Origin of the sequence: Streptomyces sp. NPDC002935 (assembly GCF_040611295.1) — a bacterium.
GTDB lineage: Bacteria > Actinomycetota > Actinomycetes > Streptomycetales > Streptomycetaceae > Streptomyces.
Genome location: NZ_JBEXNW010000024.1, coordinates 56,709 through 72,075, shown reverse-complemented (window position 1 = coordinate 72,075; position 15,367 = coordinate 56,709). Strand labels below are relative to the sequence as shown.

The following is a 15,367-nucleotide window of genomic DNA, read 5'->3' as shown; positions in this document are numbered from 1 at the left end:
GGGAAAAATCCCCGCCCGACGCGACGCGCGCGGAGTTAGCATCCGCGGACATGACCTTCACCGACACCCCCGGCGTCCATCCGTTCCGCATCGACTTCCCGCAGAGCGACCTGGACGACCTGCACCGACGTCTCGACCGCACCCGCTGGCCCGACGAACTGCCCGGAGTGGGCTGGGCCTACGGAGTCCCGAAGGACTACCTCCAGGACCTCGTACGGTATTGGCGGCACACCTACGACTGGCGCGCCGCGCAGGAACGCCTCAACGCGTGGCCGCAGTTCACCACCGAGATCGACGGCGCGCGTCTGCACTTCGCGCACATCCGCTCGCCGGAACCCGGGGCGACCCCGCTGATCATCACGCACGGCTGGCCCGGTTCGATCGTCGAGTTCACCGAGGTCGTGGGGCCGTTGACCGATCCACGCGCGCACGGCGGCGATCCGGCCGACGCCTTTCATCTGGTCGTGCCGAGCATTCCCGGATTCGGGCTGTCGGGGCCGACCCGGGACACCGGCTGGGAGTTCACCCGGGTGGCCGCCGCGTTCGCCGAGCTGATGGAGCGTCTCGGCTACCGGCGCTACGGCACACAGGGCGGGGACTGGGGCGGGGCCATCTCGCGCGAACTGGGGCGCGCCCACCCCGAGCGGGTGATCGGCGTGCACCTCAACCTGCTGCCCGGCTCGTCCGCCGTCACCGAGCCGACCGCCGGGGAACTCGCCGCGCTGACCCCGGTCGAACGCGAGCGGACCCTCGTCTCCTGGCGGCGGGGTCAGGAATGGAACCGCGACGAAGCGGGTTACGCCGCGCTCCAGTCGACCCGGCCGCAGACGCTCGCGTACGCCCTCACGGACTCGCCCGTCGGCCAACTCGCCTGGATCGCCGAGAAGTTCCGGCAGTGGACGGACTCACAGGACCGTCCCGAGGACGCCGTCGACCGGGATCTGCTGCTCACCAACGTGATGCTCTACTGGCTGACCGGCACAGCCGGTTCGTCCGCGCGGATCTACTACGAGCGTGCCCACGCCGCCTATTGGGGCACTCCGCCCGAACCGTCGACCGCTCCGACCGCGCTCGCGGTCTTTCCCGAGGAGAACTTCGTCGCGCTGCGCCATGTCGCGGAACGCACCGACAGAATCGTCCGCTGGACCGAATTCGACCGCGGAGGCCATTTCGCCGCGATGGAGGAACCGGATCTGCTGGTCGCGGACATCCGGGCGTTCTTCCGTGAACTCCGCGGCACCGCCTGAGAAAGCGCCGGACCACCTTCGCTCGCTCGCGGTCGTCGGGCGGTCCGGGTACAGGACCGCCAGTCTCTCCCGCTCTGCCCACGGCGAATCTGCTGCCGGCCGAGAAGGCCGTTCCGGCACCACCACCGGACCGAGAGTGGAGTCAGCGGCGACGCCCGCCGCGTCACGACGAAGGAGGACCCATGGCTCCCCTGACCACCGGCTGGGATCCGGCCCGCTCGCCGCGGGCCGAGGAGGGCGACACCCCCGCGACCCGCTTCGACGACCATCTGGCGGCGCAGTTGCTCGCCCAGCGGATCGTCTTCCTCGGCACCCAGGTCGACGAGGTCTCCGCGAACCGGGTCTGCGCGCAGTTGCTCGTGCTGTCGGCGGAGGACGCGCGCACCGACATCAGCCTGTACATCAACAGTCCGGGCGGATCGGTGACCGCGGGCCTCGCCATCTACGACACCATGCGGCTGATCCCCAACGACGTCTCCACGCTCGCGATGGGATTCGCCGCGAGCATGGGGCAGTTCCTGCTCAGCGTGGGGACGCGCGGCAAGCGCTTCGCGCTGCCGAACGCGCGGATCATGATGCACCAGCCCTCCGCGGGCATCGGCGGCACGACCGCCGACATCGAGATCCAGGCACAGAACCACGAGTTCACCAAGCGGGCCATCGAACGCATCACCGCGGAACACACCGGCCAGAGCGAGGAGACGATCTCCAGGGACGGCGACCGCGACCGCTGGTTCACGGCCGAACAGGCCATGGAGTACGGCATGGTGGACCGGGTCGTGGAGTCGCTCGACGACGTCCGCCCGGCCGCGTCACGGCGACGGATGGGACTCTGACATGGGTACGTACACGATTCCGAACATCGTCGAGCGCACCCCGCAGGGTGAACGGTCGTACGACGTGTTCAGCAAGCTGCTCTCCGAGCGGATCATCTTCCTCGGCACGGAGATCGACGACGGCGTCGCCAACGTCGTCATCGCACAGCTCCTCCACCTCGAGTCGTCGAGCCCGGAGAGCGAGATCGCGATCTACATCAACTCGCCCGGCGGCTCGTTCACCTCGCTCATGGCGATCTACGACACGATGACCTTCGTGCAGGCGCCGATCTCGACGTTCTGCGTCGGACAGGCCGCCTCCACGGCCGCGGTTCTGCTGGCCGGGGGTGATCCCGGACGGCGGTTCGTCCTGGAGCACGCGCGCGTCCTGCTCGGCCAGCCGGCGAGCGGCGGGCATCAGGGCACGGTGTCGGACCTCAGCGTGCAGGCCAAGGAGATGCTCCGTATCCGCGCGCAGGTCGAGGAGGTCCTCTCCCGGCACACCCACCACGACATCGCCACCCTGCGCGCGGACATGGACCGCGACAAGATCTTCACCGCGCAGGACGCCGTGGCGTACGGGCTCGCGGACGAGGTCCTGAGCCGCCGCCTCGCCGTGGTCTGACCGGCTGACCACCCTGCCCGCCGCCGGGGCCGGCCGAGGTCAGGCGGCGAGGCACATCCCGTCGTACCGCGAGGCCGACGTCCGGGTCACGGCGGAGCGGCCCCGGCGGGACGCGGCCCGGGTGGGCCGGGTCAGCTCGTGCTGGGCCAGCGACAGGAGATCCGTGAGGCCGAGGCCGAGGGCGCGGGCGGCGGCCGCGAGGACTTCGGAGGAGGCCTCCTTGCGGCCGCGCTCCACCTCGGAGAGGTAGGGCATGGAGATACGGGCCGCGTCGGCCACGTCTTTGAGCGTGCGCTCCTGCGCCAGGCGCTCGCGACGCAGGACGTCACCGACGAGGTCGCGCCACAACGGCTCCCTTTCCGTGGGACCGGGTGCCGCGGGGGCCGTCGGTCCCGGGCGCGGCGCGAGGTCCGGCCTGGTCCGCTGCGGTGCTCGTGCCCGGGCGTCGGCCCCCGCGGGGGTCCGGGAGGGCTCCGGTGCTGCCGCCGGGCGCAGGGGGATGACGCGGGCTTCGTTCGGCACGTGGTTGCTCACCCCTTCAGCCTAGAAGCGCCGGGCCGTACCGGAAGGGACCGGCGTTCCGCTCTCGGTGAATCCGGCGGAACGCCACCGGGCCGGGCGGCTCCCGGCGGTGTTTCCCGGCGTCGCGACGGCGCATCAGAGTTCGGGGGACATCGTCCGGGAGCGCGGGGCTCCGTTGGTCGAGACGGACGAGGAGACGGCCGAGGAGGAGGCGGCGGAGGAGGAGGCCGCCGAGGACGACTGCGTCGTCCCGCTGTCGGACGCCGAACCGGACGACGGGGCCGACTCCGTCACTGTCGACGGGGGCTCGCTGGACGGGGTCCCCGGTTTCGAGGAGGACGGCGAGGAGGAGGACGACGAAGAGGGCGACGAGCTCTCGGGCGACGGCGAGGTCGGCGGGCACGGACTGGGTGCCGACGACGGCGTACCGCCGGGCGAGGAGGCGCACGGGGACGGGGAGTTCGAGACACTCACCGACGGAGAGGGGTTCACCGGGGGATGCGTCTTCTTGTCCTGGTGTGTGTTGTCGCCCTTGTGCCGGGCGATCCACTCGTCGTGGTCCGGGTCGAAGATGACGAACACGTTGATGATCGTGGTCGAGGGCGCGACGACCACGACGTTCTGCGAGCTGTACGACGGCCACGAGTCGCCGGTCGGCTTGGGTGTGCCCTTCTGCGGGACCGGCGCGAGCAACGGGTTGCCGCACGCGCAGCGCACCCGGGGCACGCCGCGGGCGTCCACGAGGACGGCGGTACCGGCCTGCAGGACCGCCTGGTAGCTGGTGGGCGCGCCGTTGCGGTAGCCGTGGTTGGTGACGCGGGTGTCCATGCGCAGCTGTACGGGGGTCAGGGAGCGCAGATACGCGGGGACCGCGTCCGGCTGGATGCCCTCCACCGAGGCGAACGCCTTGTTCTTCGCGGGGTCCGCCTGGAGCGCGCTGATCTGCTTCTCCACATCGCAGCTGGAGACGTTGCGGGTGCCGCCGTAGAGGCCGGGCGCGGAGCCGCTCACGGCGCGTGTCGCGTTGGCGGGTGCCGAAGCTGCCGGGCTCGCGGGGGTCTGGGGTTCGGTGGAACTGTCGTTGGCGGTCGACTCGGTGAACGGGTCGGGCCCCGTCTTGTTCGCGGACTGCAGGAAGACCTCACTGCCGGCGTTCTTGGTGCCGCTGTTGCTGGTGGTGAAGACCAGGCCCAGGATCACCGCCGCCGCTACGACACCGGTGATCAGGGCGACCCGCGGCGCCGACCGCCACCAGGGGCGCTCGGGTCCGCCGCCCGGTTGTCCCGGTCCGGTGGCTCCACCGCCGGGTCCGGAAGGGCCACCCGTACCACCGTCTCCCCCACCACCGGCTCCGCCTCCCGCGCCGGACGCGCCGCCGGGCGGTCCGGCGGGCGGGCTGCCGATGGGCTGGGTCGGGCTCGGCTGCGTAGGACCCGAGAGCGGGCCCGAAGGCGGTCCGGTGGGGCGGCCGGAGGACGGCGGTTCGACGCTCACGAGCTCTTCTTCCCGACGGAGGGATGTCGCGGCACTGGTGCGCTTTGTGCCGCTTTCTTCCACAGCGTCCCCATTGTGTGCTCCGGTCCGGCCGTGCCCGCAAGCTGACGCGGTCGGCCCTCCCGAGGGGCGGACCGTGTCGGCGCTGCTTAGCGTGGCAGCGTGAGTCCCCCGACACCGTCCGACCAGCCGGCCGACCGCCGCGGTGCGCGTCCGGCCGCCCGTCACGGCTGGATCCAGGCCCTCGTGACCGTCCTGGCCGGGCTGGTGGTCATGGGAGTGGTCGCCGCGCTCGGGCTCTGGGCGTCCGGCGCCACCGACCTTCCCGACAACGCCTATCCGCGCGTGGTCGCCGCGACCGTCGTGACGGCGGTCGGCGGCACGATCGAGTTCACGGGAGACGCGGGAGCGATCGCCGAGACCAAGGCGGGCCTGACGGTGATTCCGCTGTCCGTGACCCTGGCCGGAGCACTGGTGCTCGGGGCGGGATTCCTGCGGCCGCTGCGGCATCGCGCCGTCGCCGGCGCACCGGAACTGGCCGGCTGGGCCGGACGGATCGCCGTCCTGTGGCTGCTCGCCCTGATCGGGCCGGCACTCGCGGCCCGGCAGAACTTCACCGTCGACCTCGGAGACGGCACCATCGGCGCGATCGGCGACCTGTTCGGCGCAACGCCCGAGGTGGGTTTCAAGGCCGCCGTGGCGCAGACCCTGGTCTTCGGAGTCCTGTGGCTCCTGGGCGTGCTCGTGATCGGCCTGCTGGTCTCGCGGAGTGCGCCGCTCCCCGCCCGGCTGCTGCGTTTCCAGGAGTCGGTGCGCCCGGCCGCGTACGCCATGGTGGTCCTGCTGCTCACGTGCGTCGGCATCGGCGCGGTCATCGGCCTGGTGGTGGCGGCGACCCGCGGGCATGCGGCCGAGACGTTCGCCGTGATGCTCCTCGGTCTGCCCAACGTCGTCTGGCTCGCGTTCACGATCGGGCTGGGCGCCACCTGGAACGGGCGCGTGGACGGGCCGTTCGGGCTGCCGATGCCTCATGTGCTCGACGAGGTGCTGCGTACCCCGGACGTCTCCGCCGTCAATCTCCGCAGCCTCGCCGACTACGACGGCAGGATCTGGTGGCTGGTGGTCGTCGACGCCGTACTGCTGCTCGGTGCCGCGTTCCTGATGGCGGCCCGCTCACCGGCCCGGATGCGCGCCTGGCAGCACGCCGTCCATATGGCGGTCGCGCTCGCGTTGACCGTGCTCATGATCTGTCTCCTCGGCCGGATCTCGGCGCACTACGGCCTGTCGATCCTCGGTCTCGGCGACGTGGGAGGCGGCCTGAACGGGGAGCTCTTCCTGAAGCCCCAGGTGTGGGGTGCCCTGGGCTTCGCCGTGCTGTGGGGGCTGGTCACCGGCTTCCTCGGCGCGCTCCTGGCCAGGGGCGTCCACCGCAAGGGCGAGGTCGAATCCCGCTGAGGTCCGCCGAGGCCGGTCGAAGGGGTGGGACGGTCAGCGCCTGAACACCGGCCGGGCCCAGTCCGGGGGCTCGGGCGGCGGCCCCGGGTGACCGGATTCCGGCGTGTCCTCGGCGTCCGCCCGCGAGCGGGTGCCGCCTCCTGTCGTGGGACCCCGTGCGGCGATCCGCAGCGCGCTCACGAAGCTCAGGCACGAGTCGTACCGGTCGTCGGGGCTCTTGGCCAGCGCCTTCGCGAGGACGGCGTCGACCGCGTCCGGGATGTCGGGGCGCTTCGTGGTCAGGGCCGGTGGCTGGTCGTACTGGTGGGCCCACAGCAGGGCCATGTCGTCGTCGCGCTGGAAGGGCGGCTTGCCCGCCATCGTCTCGTAGACGACGCAGCCGAGGCTGTAGACGTCGCAGCGGCCGTCGACCGGCTTGCCGGAGATCTGCTCCGGCGCCACGTAGTCGAGGGTGCCGACGAACTGTCCGACGCTCGTGAACCCGGTCAGCGACAGGGACTTCTTGGTCAGCCCGAAGTCCGTGAGATAGACGTGTTCGGGGTGGTCGCTGTCGGTGCCCTGGGCGACCAGGATGTTGCCGGGTTTCACGTCCCGGTGCACCAGGCCGTGGTCGTGGGCCGCGTCGAGGGCCGAGGCGACCTGGAGCGCGATCCGGGCGGCGACCGTGACCGGCAACGGCCCCTCGCGGTCGAGCAGATGACGCAGATCGCGCCCTGCGACGTAGCGCATGGCGATGTAGAGAACGCCGTCCGTCTCGCCCGCCTCGAAGACCGGCACGATGTGCGGGTGGTCGATCGCGGCGGCCACCCGTGACTCGTGGGTGAAGCGGCCGCGGAAGGTGTCGTTGCGGGCCAGTTCCGGAGCGAGCAGTTTGAGGGCGACGGTGCGGTCCAGGCGCAGGTCCTTGGCCCGGTAGACGACGGCCATCCCGCCGCGGCCGATCTCCCGCTCGATCCGGTAGCCCGCGATCTGCCGTCCGATCAGATCGGAGGGCCGCCCCGAGAACGGGCTGGTGTCGCGCCGGGACCCGTCGTCCATCAGCCGTCACCCCGGTCGCGACCGGCGCCGTCCATCAGTCCTCGCCCCGGTCGTCTCTGTCGAAGGTGACCAGACGGGTGGGTTCGTGTCCGCCGGGAGCGACTTCCTTCACGACCCTCGTCGGCTCCTGCTCGTGCTCCCGGGCCTTCCTCCGCGCCCGCGCCGCCTCCGGCTCCGGCTCCTGGCGCCGGTCCCGCTCCGGCTCCCGTGCCCTGTCCATGTCCACGTCCTGGTCCTGCTCCCGCTCCTGCTCCTGGGGCCGCCGAGCCCTCTGCGGTGGCGCGGTCGCGGGGGTGCGTTCTGCCGCGAAGGTGCTCAGCCGCGTTCCGTCGCAGTACACCCACCGCTCGTGCTCGCCGTCGTACAGCCACAGCGACTCGCCGTCGACGACCACCCCGATCCGGCTGCCCTGTGTCCGGGCGCGGAAGGCCTCGGTGTCGAGCTGACCGGACGCCAGTTCCTCGGCCGCCTTCCGGTAGCCGGCGAGGGCCTCCTCGACGCGGGCCAGCAGCGGGCGGGGATCGGCCGTGCGGGCGAGCGGACTGGTCGCCGCGGGCGGTACCTGCGGTACGGCGATCAGCAGGCGGCCGTCGACCCAGGCCGACCAGCCGTTCGCGCACAGGACCCGTCCCCAGTCCCCGAGCCTGTCGAGGAGCTGGACCGGCAGCAGCGCGTCGAGGGGGACCGTGGGCCGGGAGGGGTCCGGCGTCTCCCAGGCGGGCAGCCCGTCCTGCGGAACGACATGCGTGGGGCGGAAGCCGGGGCTCGTCATAAGCGGCTACTTCCGCATGACCGCGGGCTCGTGCCGCCGCAGCAGACGGGCGACCAGCCAGCCGAAGACGACGGAGAGCACGATCAGCATCCCCATGTTGAGCAGCCAGACGCCGGTCGAATGCTTGAACAGCGGGTCACCGGTCAGTTCGCCGGGGACGATCCGGGCGAGGCCGACGGTCCCGGCCATCGCGCCCAGGGCCCAGCGGGAGGGCACCAGCCAGGACAACTGTTCGATGCCGGGCACGCCGTGCAGTTTCAGCAGGGCGCCGCAGAACACCACCTGGACGATGGCCAGCAGCACCAGCAGCGGCATCGTCACCTCCTCCTTGCGCACCAGGGCGGAGACGAGGAGGCCGAGCATCATCGCGGTGAAGGCGAGCAGCGCCACCGCCAGCGTGATCTCCACGAGCGGCGGCATCAGAACCCCTTCGCCGCCGGGCGCGTTCAGGTCGACACCGAACAGCGCGACGAGGGTGAGCACGACGGCCTGGAGCACGGTGATGGCGCCGAGGACGACGACCTTGGACATCAGGTACGCCGATCTGGAGAGGCCGACGGCCCGTTCTCGCTGGTAGATCGTCCGTTCCTTGACCAGTTCCCGCACGGCGTTGGCCGCGCCGGTGAGCACACCGCCGACGCACAGGATGAGCAGCGCGTTCATCGCCGTCTCCTGGGTCAGCTTGCTGCCGGCCAGCGCCCGCGCCATCGCGCCCATCACGAACGGCAGGGCGATCATGATGGCGAGGAAGGTCCGGTCGGCACCGAGCGCGGCCGCGTACCGGCGGACCAGCGTGCGCAGCTGGGAGCCCCAGCTCTGGGCCTTGGGCGGCGGTCCGACGAGCGCCCCGGTGGCGGCGTCCGGCATCCTCGGCTGCGAGGTGGACTTGTCGATGTATTGACGGTGGAACGGCGAGTCCTGGTACTCACCCGCCCAGTCCCGGTCGGTGTCGCGTTCGAAGGCCTCGAAGGCCTCGGGCCACTGCCGGTAGCCGAAGAAGGCGAGGGTGTCGTCGGGCGGCCCGTAGTAGGCGACCTTGCCGCCGGGCGCGAGGACCAGGAGCCGGTCGCAGACGTCGAGGCTGAGCACGCTGTGGGTGACCACGATGACGGTACGGCCGTCGTCGGCGAGGCCGCGCAGCATGTGCATCACCGAGCGGTCCATGCCCGGGTCGAGACCGGAGGTCGGCTCGTCGAGGAAGAGCAGGGACGGCTTGGTCAGCAGCTCCAGGGCCACACTGACGCGCTTGCGCTGTCCGCCCGACAGGCTGTGGATGGGCTGGTCGGCCCGCTGATCGAGGCCCAGCTCGCCGATCACCTCGTCGACCCGCGCCTGGCGCTCCGCCTTGGCCGTGTCCTGCGGAAAGCGCAGTTCGGCGGCGTAGGTGAGCGCGCGGCGGACGGTCAGCTGGGCGTGCAGGATGTCGTCCTGCGGGACGAGGCCGATGCGCTGGCGCAGCTCGGCGTAGTCGCGGTAGAGGTCACGGCCGTCGTAGAGCACCGTGCCGTGGTCGGCGGGCCGCTGTCCGGTGAGCGCGTTCAGGAGCGTGGACTTTCCGGCACCGCTCGGGCCGACGACGGCGAGCAGGCATTTCTCGCCGACGGGAAAGGACACCTTGTCCAGGAGCGTCTTGTTGCCCCGGTCCACCTCGACGGTGAGGTCCTGGACGTCGAGGGAGACCTCGCCGCTGTCGACGTACTCCTGCAGCTGGTCGCCGACGAGACAGAACGCGGAGTGCCCGATGCCGACGATGTCACCGGGTGTGACCGGGGCGCGGGCGACCGGCTGGCCGTTGAGGAACGTGCCGTTGTGGCTGCCGAGGTCGACGATCTCGTACGTCCCGTCGGGCTGGGCCAGCAGTTCGGCGTGGTGCCGGGAGACGATCAGGTCGTCGATGACCAGGTCGTTGTCGCCGCCGCGGCCGATGCGGACGGTGCGGGAGGGCAGCGGCCGTACGGTGGTCGGCTGTCTGAAGGTGCCGGTGGCGGCCGGCATGGAGACGGCCGAGGGACGCTCCGCGGCAGGTGGCGGGCGTCGCACGAGAACGGCGCGCGGGCCGTCGGCGGGACTTCCGAAGCGGATGACGCTGCCGGGTCCGACGCCCCACTCGTGGACGCGCCGGCCGTCGGCGTACGTGCCGTTCGTGCTGTTCTCGTCCTCCAGCGTCCAATGGTCGGCGTCGGGCCGGAGCACCGCGTGGTGCCACGAGACCCGTACGTCGTCGATCACGACGTCGCACAGGGGATCGCGCCCGACGTGGTAGTCGTGATTCGGACTCATCACCGTCGAGCCCGCCTCGGTTTCGAGGACGAGCTCGGGTGCAGTCGCCGCGACCGGCCTCTGTGCCATGCCAGAATTCTAGCGATTCGCCCACATGTGTGCCTGATCAGCGCTGCCCGGCGGGACCGCGCGAACGGTCAGGCGGCGGAGATGCCCAGTACCGTGGCGGTGCGGTGCATGCGCAGCGCGTCCACCGATTCCGCGAGCAGTTCGTATTCGGTGGTGTCGTCGTTGGTGGAGACCCGGACGAGCTTTCCCGCGGCCAATTCATCGGCCACCAGCTCCTGTTGCTCCGAGTCACCGCACCAGGCGCGCAGCATCGTCGGTACGTCGGGGACGCTCTCCCCCACCGGGGCGATCGAGTTGGGCGGAAAGGTGGGATCCTCCGGCTGCGGATCGAGCCGTTCGGCCATCCAGATCGCCCGGTCCCGCATCCACCACAGGGCGAGTGCGAGGGTCGGCGCGCGATAGGTGCCCAGGGGTACGCCGACTCGCTGACCGCCGCAGATGCCGTACGCGGTGACATGGCACAGGAATTCGTCGTGCACGATCTGCCCCCATTGGCGTCGCTCGTCGCCGGTCCGGCCTCACTTCCCTGCGGCTCATGTGCGGTGCACCGTGCTGGTGCGCGGGCGTGGCTGAATTGCCCTAGTGATTGAGTATCGTCACTACTGACACACTGTCACCATGTGATTCCAGCCAGTCTCTTGGCATATTCACCGTCGACGATGGCCGAAACGGCACCGACGCCGTCCGGGCCCCCGGGCCGGTGCATTACCCGCGAGGTAATCGACGCTCCCGGCGGCGCCCGGCAGGGTGGTCGTATCGCATCCCGGAGCGGCACGACAGCTCGGGATACGGACCCCGACCATGAATACGTCCCTCGATGGAGGCTGGTTCACCATGTCCGCGAACACCGACCGCTACGAGACCGCCGTCACCCGCTACTTCGAGGCCTGGAACGCGGGCGGGCGGGACACGCTGACGAAAGCGGTGGCCGCCGCCTGGACCGCGGACGGCAGCTATACCGACCCGCTCGCCGACGTCCGCGGGCACGAGCAGATCGCGGCCGTGATCACGGCGGCGCACGAGCAGTTCCCGGGCTTCGCCTTTCGCCTGCTGGGCGCAATCGACGGACACCACGACACGGCCCGGTTCGGCTGGGAGCTGTTCCACACGGCGGACGGATCGGCGCCCGTCGCCGGATTCGACGTGATCGTCCTGGACGGCGAGGGGCGGATCCGGAGCGTGCACGGATTCCTGGACCGCGTTCCGGCCTGAGCAGGCACGGTGCGTCCGCGTGAATGGGCCGGGCACGTGAGCGCGCAGACGGCCGCCGTTCGCGAGGGCAGGAGGCGGCCGCCTCCTGCCCTCGCGAACGGTGCGGCGGCCCGCTGACCGCCGGGGGCTCTACGCCTTGACCACCGCGTCGATCCGGGCGAGCTCGTCCTCGGTGAACTCCAGGTTGCCGATGGCCGCGACGCTGTCCTCCAACTGCCGCGGGCTGCTCGCGCCGATCAGGGCGGAGGTGACCCGGCCGCCGCGCAGCACCCAGGCCAGCGCCAGCTGGGCCAGCGACTGGCCGCGGGACTTGGCGATCTCGTCGAGGGTCCGCAGCCGGCCCACGAGGTCCTCGGTGACCGTGTCCGCGCTCAGGAACGGACTGTCGCTCGCGGCCCGCGAGTCGTCCGGGATGCCGTCGAGGTAGCGGCCGGTGAGCAGTCCCTGCTCCAGCGGCGAGTACGCGATGGAACCCACCTGGAGCTCGTCGAGCGTGTCCAGCAGGCCCTCGTCCTCCGGGCGGCGGTCGAGCATCGAGTAGCGCGGCTGGTGGATGAGCAGCGGAGTGCCCAGTTCGGCCAGGATCCGGGCGGCTTCGCGGGTCTGCTCCGCCGAGTAGTTCGAGACGCCGACGTACAGCGCCTTGCCCTGCTGGACCGCCGAGTGCAGGGCGCCCATCGTCTCCTCCAGGGGAGTCTCCGGGTCGGGGCGGTGCGAGTAGAAAATGTCGACGTAGTCGAGGCCCATCCGGCCCAGGCTCTGGTCGAGCGAGGACAGCAGGTACTTGCGCGAGCCCCATTCGCCGTACGGGCCCGGCCACATCAGGTATCCGGCCTTGGTGGAGACGATCAGCTCGTCCCGGTGGTGCGCGAAGTCGGCCTTCAGGGCGTCGCCGAGGGCGGACTCTGCCGCGCCGGGCGGCGGGCCGTAGTTGTTCGCCAGGTCGAAGTGGGTGACGCCGAGGTCGAAGGCGCGGCGCAGGATCGCGCGCTGGATGTCCACGGGCCGGTCGGGGCCGAAGTTGTGCCACAGGCCGAGCGACAGCGCGGGAAGCTTCAGGCCGCTGCGTCCGGTGCGCCGGTAGGGCATGTCCGCGTAACGGTCGGGGTGTGCGGTGTACAACGCGTGCTCCTGGGGGCCGGGGAAACAGGCTTCCACTCTGGCGCGCCCCGGGGCAGCGGTCCAACGGGAGGATCGGATGGCATTGAACGATCCGGCTTCTCAATCGGTACGGGCGCCCCTGCCTCGGCGTCTACGCTTGCGCCTCATGGAACTGCGCCATCTTCAGCACTTCGTCGCCGTCGCCGAGGACCGGCACTTCACCCGGGCGGCGGAGCGGCTGATGGTGTCGCAGTCGGGCCTGTCGTCGTCGATCCGCGCGCTGGAGCGGGAGCTGCGGGCGCCGCTGTTCGTCCGTACGACCCGCCGGGTCACCCTCACGGAGGCCGGTCGCGCCCTGCTCGTGGAGGCGGAGCGGATCCTCGCACAGGTGCGTTCGGCGCACGACGCCGTGGCCGCCGTGCAGGGTGTGCTGCGCGGCACTCTCTCCCTCGGCACCGAACAGTGCATCGCGGGCGTGCACTGCGCCACGCTGCTCGCCGCGTTCCGGCGGCGTCATCCGGACGTCGAGATCCGGCTGCGCCAGGCGGGCTCCGAAGCGCTCGCGGAGGACGTCGCGGCGGGCCGGCTCGACCTGGCCTTCGCCGTGCGCACACGGGCCGACTCCGAGCAGTTGCGGTCGGTCCCGCTGGCCGCCGAGCCGATGACCGTGCTCTGCCACCCGGAGCACCACCTGGCGACCGCCGCCGTGGTGACGCCCGAGGACCTGGGCGGGGAGGCCTTCGTCGACTTCCACCCCGACTGGGGTCCGCGGCGCACCACCGACGCGGCGTTCGCCGCGGCGGGCGTGCAACGGACCGTGACGCTGGAGGTCAACGACGTCCACAGCCTTCTGGAGCTCGTCCACGAGGGCCTCGGAATCGCCGTCGTACCACGCCACTTCGGTCTCAAGCGCGAGGCCCGCGACCTCACCGCGCTCCCCTTCAAGGGCGCCTCGGAAGGGTCGTACGAGACCGTCGCCATGCTCCCGCCGCCGGAGGCCACGAGCCCGGCCGCGCGGGCCCTGATGCTGCTCCTCGACACCTCTCGGGAAGGCGTCTGACACCACCCGGATACGGTCGGCGGGCCTGACGTGCGGGGTTCCGGGCGCAGGGACGGGCGCGATGCGCGATGGTGGATCCATGCTTGCGAAGGACATACTCATCGACGCGTTCGGCCGCATCCGGGAAGAAGTCCATGCCACCGTCGACGGCCTCCCGCCGGACGACCTCAATGCCCGTCCCAGCGAAGCCGCCAACTCGATCTCATGGCTGGTCTGGCATCTCACCCGCGTCCAGGACGACCATGTCGCCGACGCCGCCGGGACCGAACAGGTCTGGCTCACCGAGGACTGGGCCAAGCGCTTCGGGCTCGATCTGCCACGACGTGACACCGGTTATGGCCACACGTCCGCGAAGGTCGCCCGGGTACGGGTGGAGTCGGGTGACCTGCTGGTCGGCTACTACGACGCCGTTCACGAGCGGACCCTCGCGTTCATCGGCGGTCTGGCCGCCACGGACTTCGAGCGCGTCGTGGACGAACGCTGGGACCCGCCGGTCACCCTGGGCGTACGCCTGATCAGCGTCCTGTCCGACGATCTCCAGCACGTCGGACAGGCCGCCTACGTACGCGGACTGCTTCAGCAGGCGTAGCCGGGAAGCACGACGTCCTCGATGAGGGCCTTGCGCTCGTCGAAGGGGATGAACGCGCTCTTGACCGCGTTCACCGTGACGGTGCGCAGGTCGTCAAGGCCCCAGCCCGCCTCCTCGACGAGCAGCGACATCTCCCGGGTCATCGTCGTACCCGACACCAGACGGTTGTCGGTGTTGAGGGTGACTCGGAAGCCCAGGTCGCGCAGGGCGGTGATGGGGTGCTCGGCGATGGACGTGGCCGCGCCGGTCTGGAGGTTGGAGGTCGGGCACATCTCCAGGGCGACGCGGCGGTCGCGCACCCAGCCGGCGAGGCGGCCGAGCTTGCCGTCCACGATGTCCTCGGTGATGCGGACGCCATGGCCGATGCGCTGGGCGCCGCACACCTGGAGGGCCTGGTGGATGCTGGGCAGACCGTGGGCCTCACCGGCGTGGATGGTGAACGGGACGCTCTCGCGGCGCAGGTGCTCGAAGGCGGCCAGGTGGTCGGCGGGCGGGAAGCCGTCCTCGGCGCCCGCGATGTCGAAGCCGAGGACTCCGCCGTCCCGGAACGCCACCGCGAGGTCGGAGATCTCCCGGGTCCGGTCGAACATCCGCATGCCGCACAGCAGGGTGCCGACGCGCACCGGGGTGCCCGCGGCGGCGGCCTTGGCCATGCCCGCCGCGAGGCCCTCCTGCACGGTCTCGACGACCTCGGGCAGGGTCAGCCCGCCGTTCACCATGAGCTCGGGCGCGTACCGCACCTCGCCGTAGACGACCCCGTCCTCGGCGAGGTCGAGGACGTACTCCTCGGCCGTGCGCAGCAGACCCTCGCGGGACTGCATCACGGCGAGGGTGTGCTCGAAGGTGGCTATGTAGCGCACCAGGTCACCGGAGTTGGCGGCCTCGTAGTACCAGTCGGCCAGCGCCTCCGGGTCCGTGGTGGGCAGGGTGTGGCCGACCGTCTCCGCGAGCTCGACCAGGGTGGCCGGGCGCAGACCGCCGTCGAGGTGGTCGTGCAGGACCGCCTTGGGCAGGCGGCGGATGGTGTCGATGTCGATGCGGGGCGCGGTCATGTGCGGTGTTCCTCGGCAGGTCGATTCGGGTCGGGA

The 15,367-nt window shown here is 71.2% G+C and carries 15 protein-coding genes; 7 read left to right on the top strand and 8 right to left on the bottom strand.

Going from position 1 to position 15,367, the window contains the following annotated elements; genetic code table 11:
• Positions 1 to 50: 50 nt before the first annotated feature.
• From ABZX90_RS28730 to ABZX90_RS28720, 3 genes are all read left to right on the top strand, one after another.
• Entirely contained in the window at positions 51 to 1,247 is a 1,197-nt protein-coding gene (locus tag ABZX90_RS28730; RefSeq protein WP_351123179.1) for an epoxide hydrolase, read from the top strand.
• A gap of 182 nt (positions 1,248 to 1,429) precedes the next feature.
• Positions 1,430 to 2,083 carry an ATP-dependent Clp protease proteolytic subunit gene (locus tag ABZX90_RS28725; RefSeq protein ID WP_351123176.1) on the top strand — a complete coding sequence of 218 codons (654 nt, stop codon included), beginning with the start codon at positions 1,430 to 1,432 and terminating at the stop codon, positions 2,081 to 2,083.
• 1 nt (position 2,084) lies between these two features.
• Positions 2,085 to 2,687, top strand: a complete 603-nt coding sequence (locus ABZX90_RS28720; protein ID WP_351123173.1) for an ATP-dependent Clp protease proteolytic subunit — start codon at positions 2,085 to 2,087, stop codon at positions 2,685 to 2,687.
• Positions 2,688 to 2,726: 39 nt separating this feature from the next.
• Here the strand turns inward: ABZX90_RS28720 and ABZX90_RS28715 are convergent, their stop codons facing one another.
• Together ABZX90_RS28715 and ABZX90_RS28710 are read right to left on the bottom strand one after the other, a co-directional pair.
• Complete coding sequence (locus ABZX90_RS28715) at positions 2,727 to 3,221, bottom strand: helix-turn-helix transcriptional regulator (RefSeq protein ID WP_351123170.1); 495 nt, start codon at positions 3,219 to 3,221, stop codon at positions 2,727 to 2,729.
• A 123-nt stretch (positions 3,222 to 3,344) separates the two neighbouring features.
• Positions 3,345 to 4,703 (bottom strand): DUF6777 domain-containing protein, encoded by a 1,359-nt coding sequence (locus ABZX90_RS28710; protein WP_351123167.1) that lies wholly within the window; start codon positions 4,701 to 4,703, stop codon positions 3,345 to 3,347.
• 162 nt (positions 4,704 to 4,865) lie between these two features.
• On the opposite strand from ABZX90_RS28710, the gene ABZX90_RS28705 reads away from it, so the two are divergent.
• Entirely contained in the window at positions 4,866 to 6,158 is a 1,293-nt protein-coding gene (locus tag ABZX90_RS28705) for a streptophobe family protein (RefSeq protein ID WP_351123165.1), read from the top strand.
• A gap of 33 nt (positions 6,159 to 6,191) precedes the next feature.
• Here the strand turns inward: ABZX90_RS28705 and ABZX90_RS28700 are convergent, their stop codons facing one another.
• The 4 genes from ABZX90_RS28700 to ABZX90_RS28685 all read right to left on the bottom strand — a co-directional run bounded on the left by ABZX90_RS28700 (position 6,192) and on the right by ABZX90_RS28685 (position 10,796).
• Positions 6,192 to 7,196, bottom strand: a complete 1,005-nt coding sequence (locus ABZX90_RS28700) for a serine/threonine-protein kinase (protein WP_351123162.1) — start codon at positions 7,194 to 7,196, stop codon at positions 6,192 to 6,194.
• Between the two features lie 34 nt (positions 7,197 to 7,230).
• Positions 7,231 to 7,968, bottom strand: a complete 738-nt coding sequence (locus ABZX90_RS28695; RefSeq protein WP_351123159.1) for a hypothetical protein — start codon at positions 7,966 to 7,968, stop codon at positions 7,231 to 7,233.
• A 6-nt stretch (positions 7,969 to 7,974) separates the two neighbouring features.
• Positions 7,975 to 10,317 carry an FHA domain-containing protein gene (locus tag ABZX90_RS28690; protein WP_351123156.1) on the bottom strand — a complete coding sequence of 781 codons (2,343 nt, stop codon included), beginning with the start codon at positions 10,315 to 10,317 and terminating at the stop codon, positions 7,975 to 7,977.
• Positions 10,318 to 10,385: 68 nt separating this feature from the next.
• The gene (locus tag ABZX90_RS28685) at positions 10,386 to 10,796 is read right to left on the bottom strand and encodes a hypothetical protein (protein WP_351123153.1); all 411 of its coding nucleotides are present in this window, start codon (positions 10,794 to 10,796) and stop codon (positions 10,386 to 10,388) included.
• 355 nt (positions 10,797 to 11,151) lie between these two features.
• On the opposite strand from ABZX90_RS28685, the gene ABZX90_RS28680 reads away from it, so the two are divergent.
• Positions 11,152 to 11,529, top strand: coding sequence for a nuclear transport factor 2 family protein (locus ABZX90_RS28680; protein WP_351123151.1), 378 nt, complete (start codon positions 11,152 to 11,154; stop codon positions 11,527 to 11,529).
• 129 nt (positions 11,530 to 11,658) lie between these two features.
• Here the strand turns inward: ABZX90_RS28680 and mgrA are convergent, their stop codons facing one another.
• Positions 11,659 to 12,651, bottom strand: coding sequence for an L-glyceraldehyde 3-phosphate reductase (gene mgrA, locus ABZX90_RS28675; RefSeq protein WP_351123148.1), 993 nt, complete (start codon positions 12,649 to 12,651; stop codon positions 11,659 to 11,661).
• Between the two features lie 145 nt (positions 12,652 to 12,796).
• Here mgrA and ABZX90_RS28670 point away from each other — a divergent pair, with 145 nt between their 5' ends.
• Together ABZX90_RS28670 and ABZX90_RS28665 are read left to right on the top strand one after the other, a co-directional pair.
• On the top strand, positions 12,797 to 13,690 hold the full coding sequence (locus tag ABZX90_RS28670; RefSeq protein ID WP_351123145.1) for a LysR family transcriptional regulator: 894 nt from the start codon (positions 12,797 to 12,799) through the stop codon (positions 13,688 to 13,690).
• A gap of 79 nt (positions 13,691 to 13,769) precedes the next feature.
• On the top strand, positions 13,770 to 14,279 hold the full coding sequence (locus ABZX90_RS28665; RefSeq protein WP_351123142.1) for a DUF664 domain-containing protein: 510 nt from the start codon (positions 13,770 to 13,772) through the stop codon (positions 14,277 to 14,279).
• Here the strand turns inward: ABZX90_RS28665 and ABZX90_RS28660 are convergent.
• On the bottom strand, positions 14,267 to 15,331 hold the full coding sequence (locus ABZX90_RS28660; protein ID WP_351123138.1) for an adenosine deaminase: 1,065 nt from the start codon (positions 15,329 to 15,331) through the stop codon (positions 14,267 to 14,269). The two genes, ABZX90_RS28665 and ABZX90_RS28660, sit on opposite strands and share 13 nt — an antisense overlap.
• Positions 15,332 to 15,367 lie beyond the last annotated feature (36 nt).

Excerpts from the sequence above, each read along its gene's own strand:
- ABZX90_RS28695 (WP_351123159.1), bottom strand. The coding sequence starts at position 7,968 with ATGACGAGCCCCGGCTTCCGCCCCACGCATGTCGTTCCGCAGGACGGG.
- ABZX90_RS28730 (WP_351123179.1), top strand. The coding sequence starts at position 51 with ATGACCTTCACCGACACCCCCGGCGTCCATCCGTTCCGCATCGACTTC.
- ABZX90_RS28690 (WP_351123156.1), bottom strand. The coding sequence starts at position 10,317 with ATGGCACAGAGGCCGGTCGCGGCGACTGCACCCGAGCTCGTCCTCGAA.
- ABZX90_RS28680 (WP_351123151.1), top strand. The coding sequence starts at position 11,152 with ATGTCCGCGAACACCGACCGCTACGAGACCGCCGTCACCCGCTACTTC.
- ABZX90_RS28725 (WP_351123176.1), top strand. The coding sequence starts at position 1,430 with ATGGCTCCCCTGACCACCGGCTGGGATCCGGCCCGCTCGCCGCGGGCC.
- ABZX90_RS28700 (WP_351123162.1), bottom strand. The coding sequence starts at position 7,196 with ATGGACGACGGGTCCCGGCGCGACACCAGCCCGTTCTCGGGGCGGCCC.
- ABZX90_RS28665 (WP_351123142.1), top strand. The coding sequence starts at position 13,770 with ATGCTTGCGAAGGACATACTCATCGACGCGTTCGGCCGCATCCGGGAA.
- ABZX90_RS28670 (WP_351123145.1), top strand. The coding sequence starts at position 12,797 with ATGGAACTGCGCCATCTTCAGCACTTCGTCGCCGTCGCCGAGGACCGG.
- ABZX90_RS28720 (WP_351123173.1), top strand. The coding sequence starts at position 2,085 with ATGGGTACGTACACGATTCCGAACATCGTCGAGCGCACCCCGCAGGGT.
- ABZX90_RS28660 (WP_351123138.1), bottom strand. The coding sequence starts at position 15,331 with ATGACCGCGCCCCGCATCGACATCGACACCATCCGCCGCCTGCCCAAG.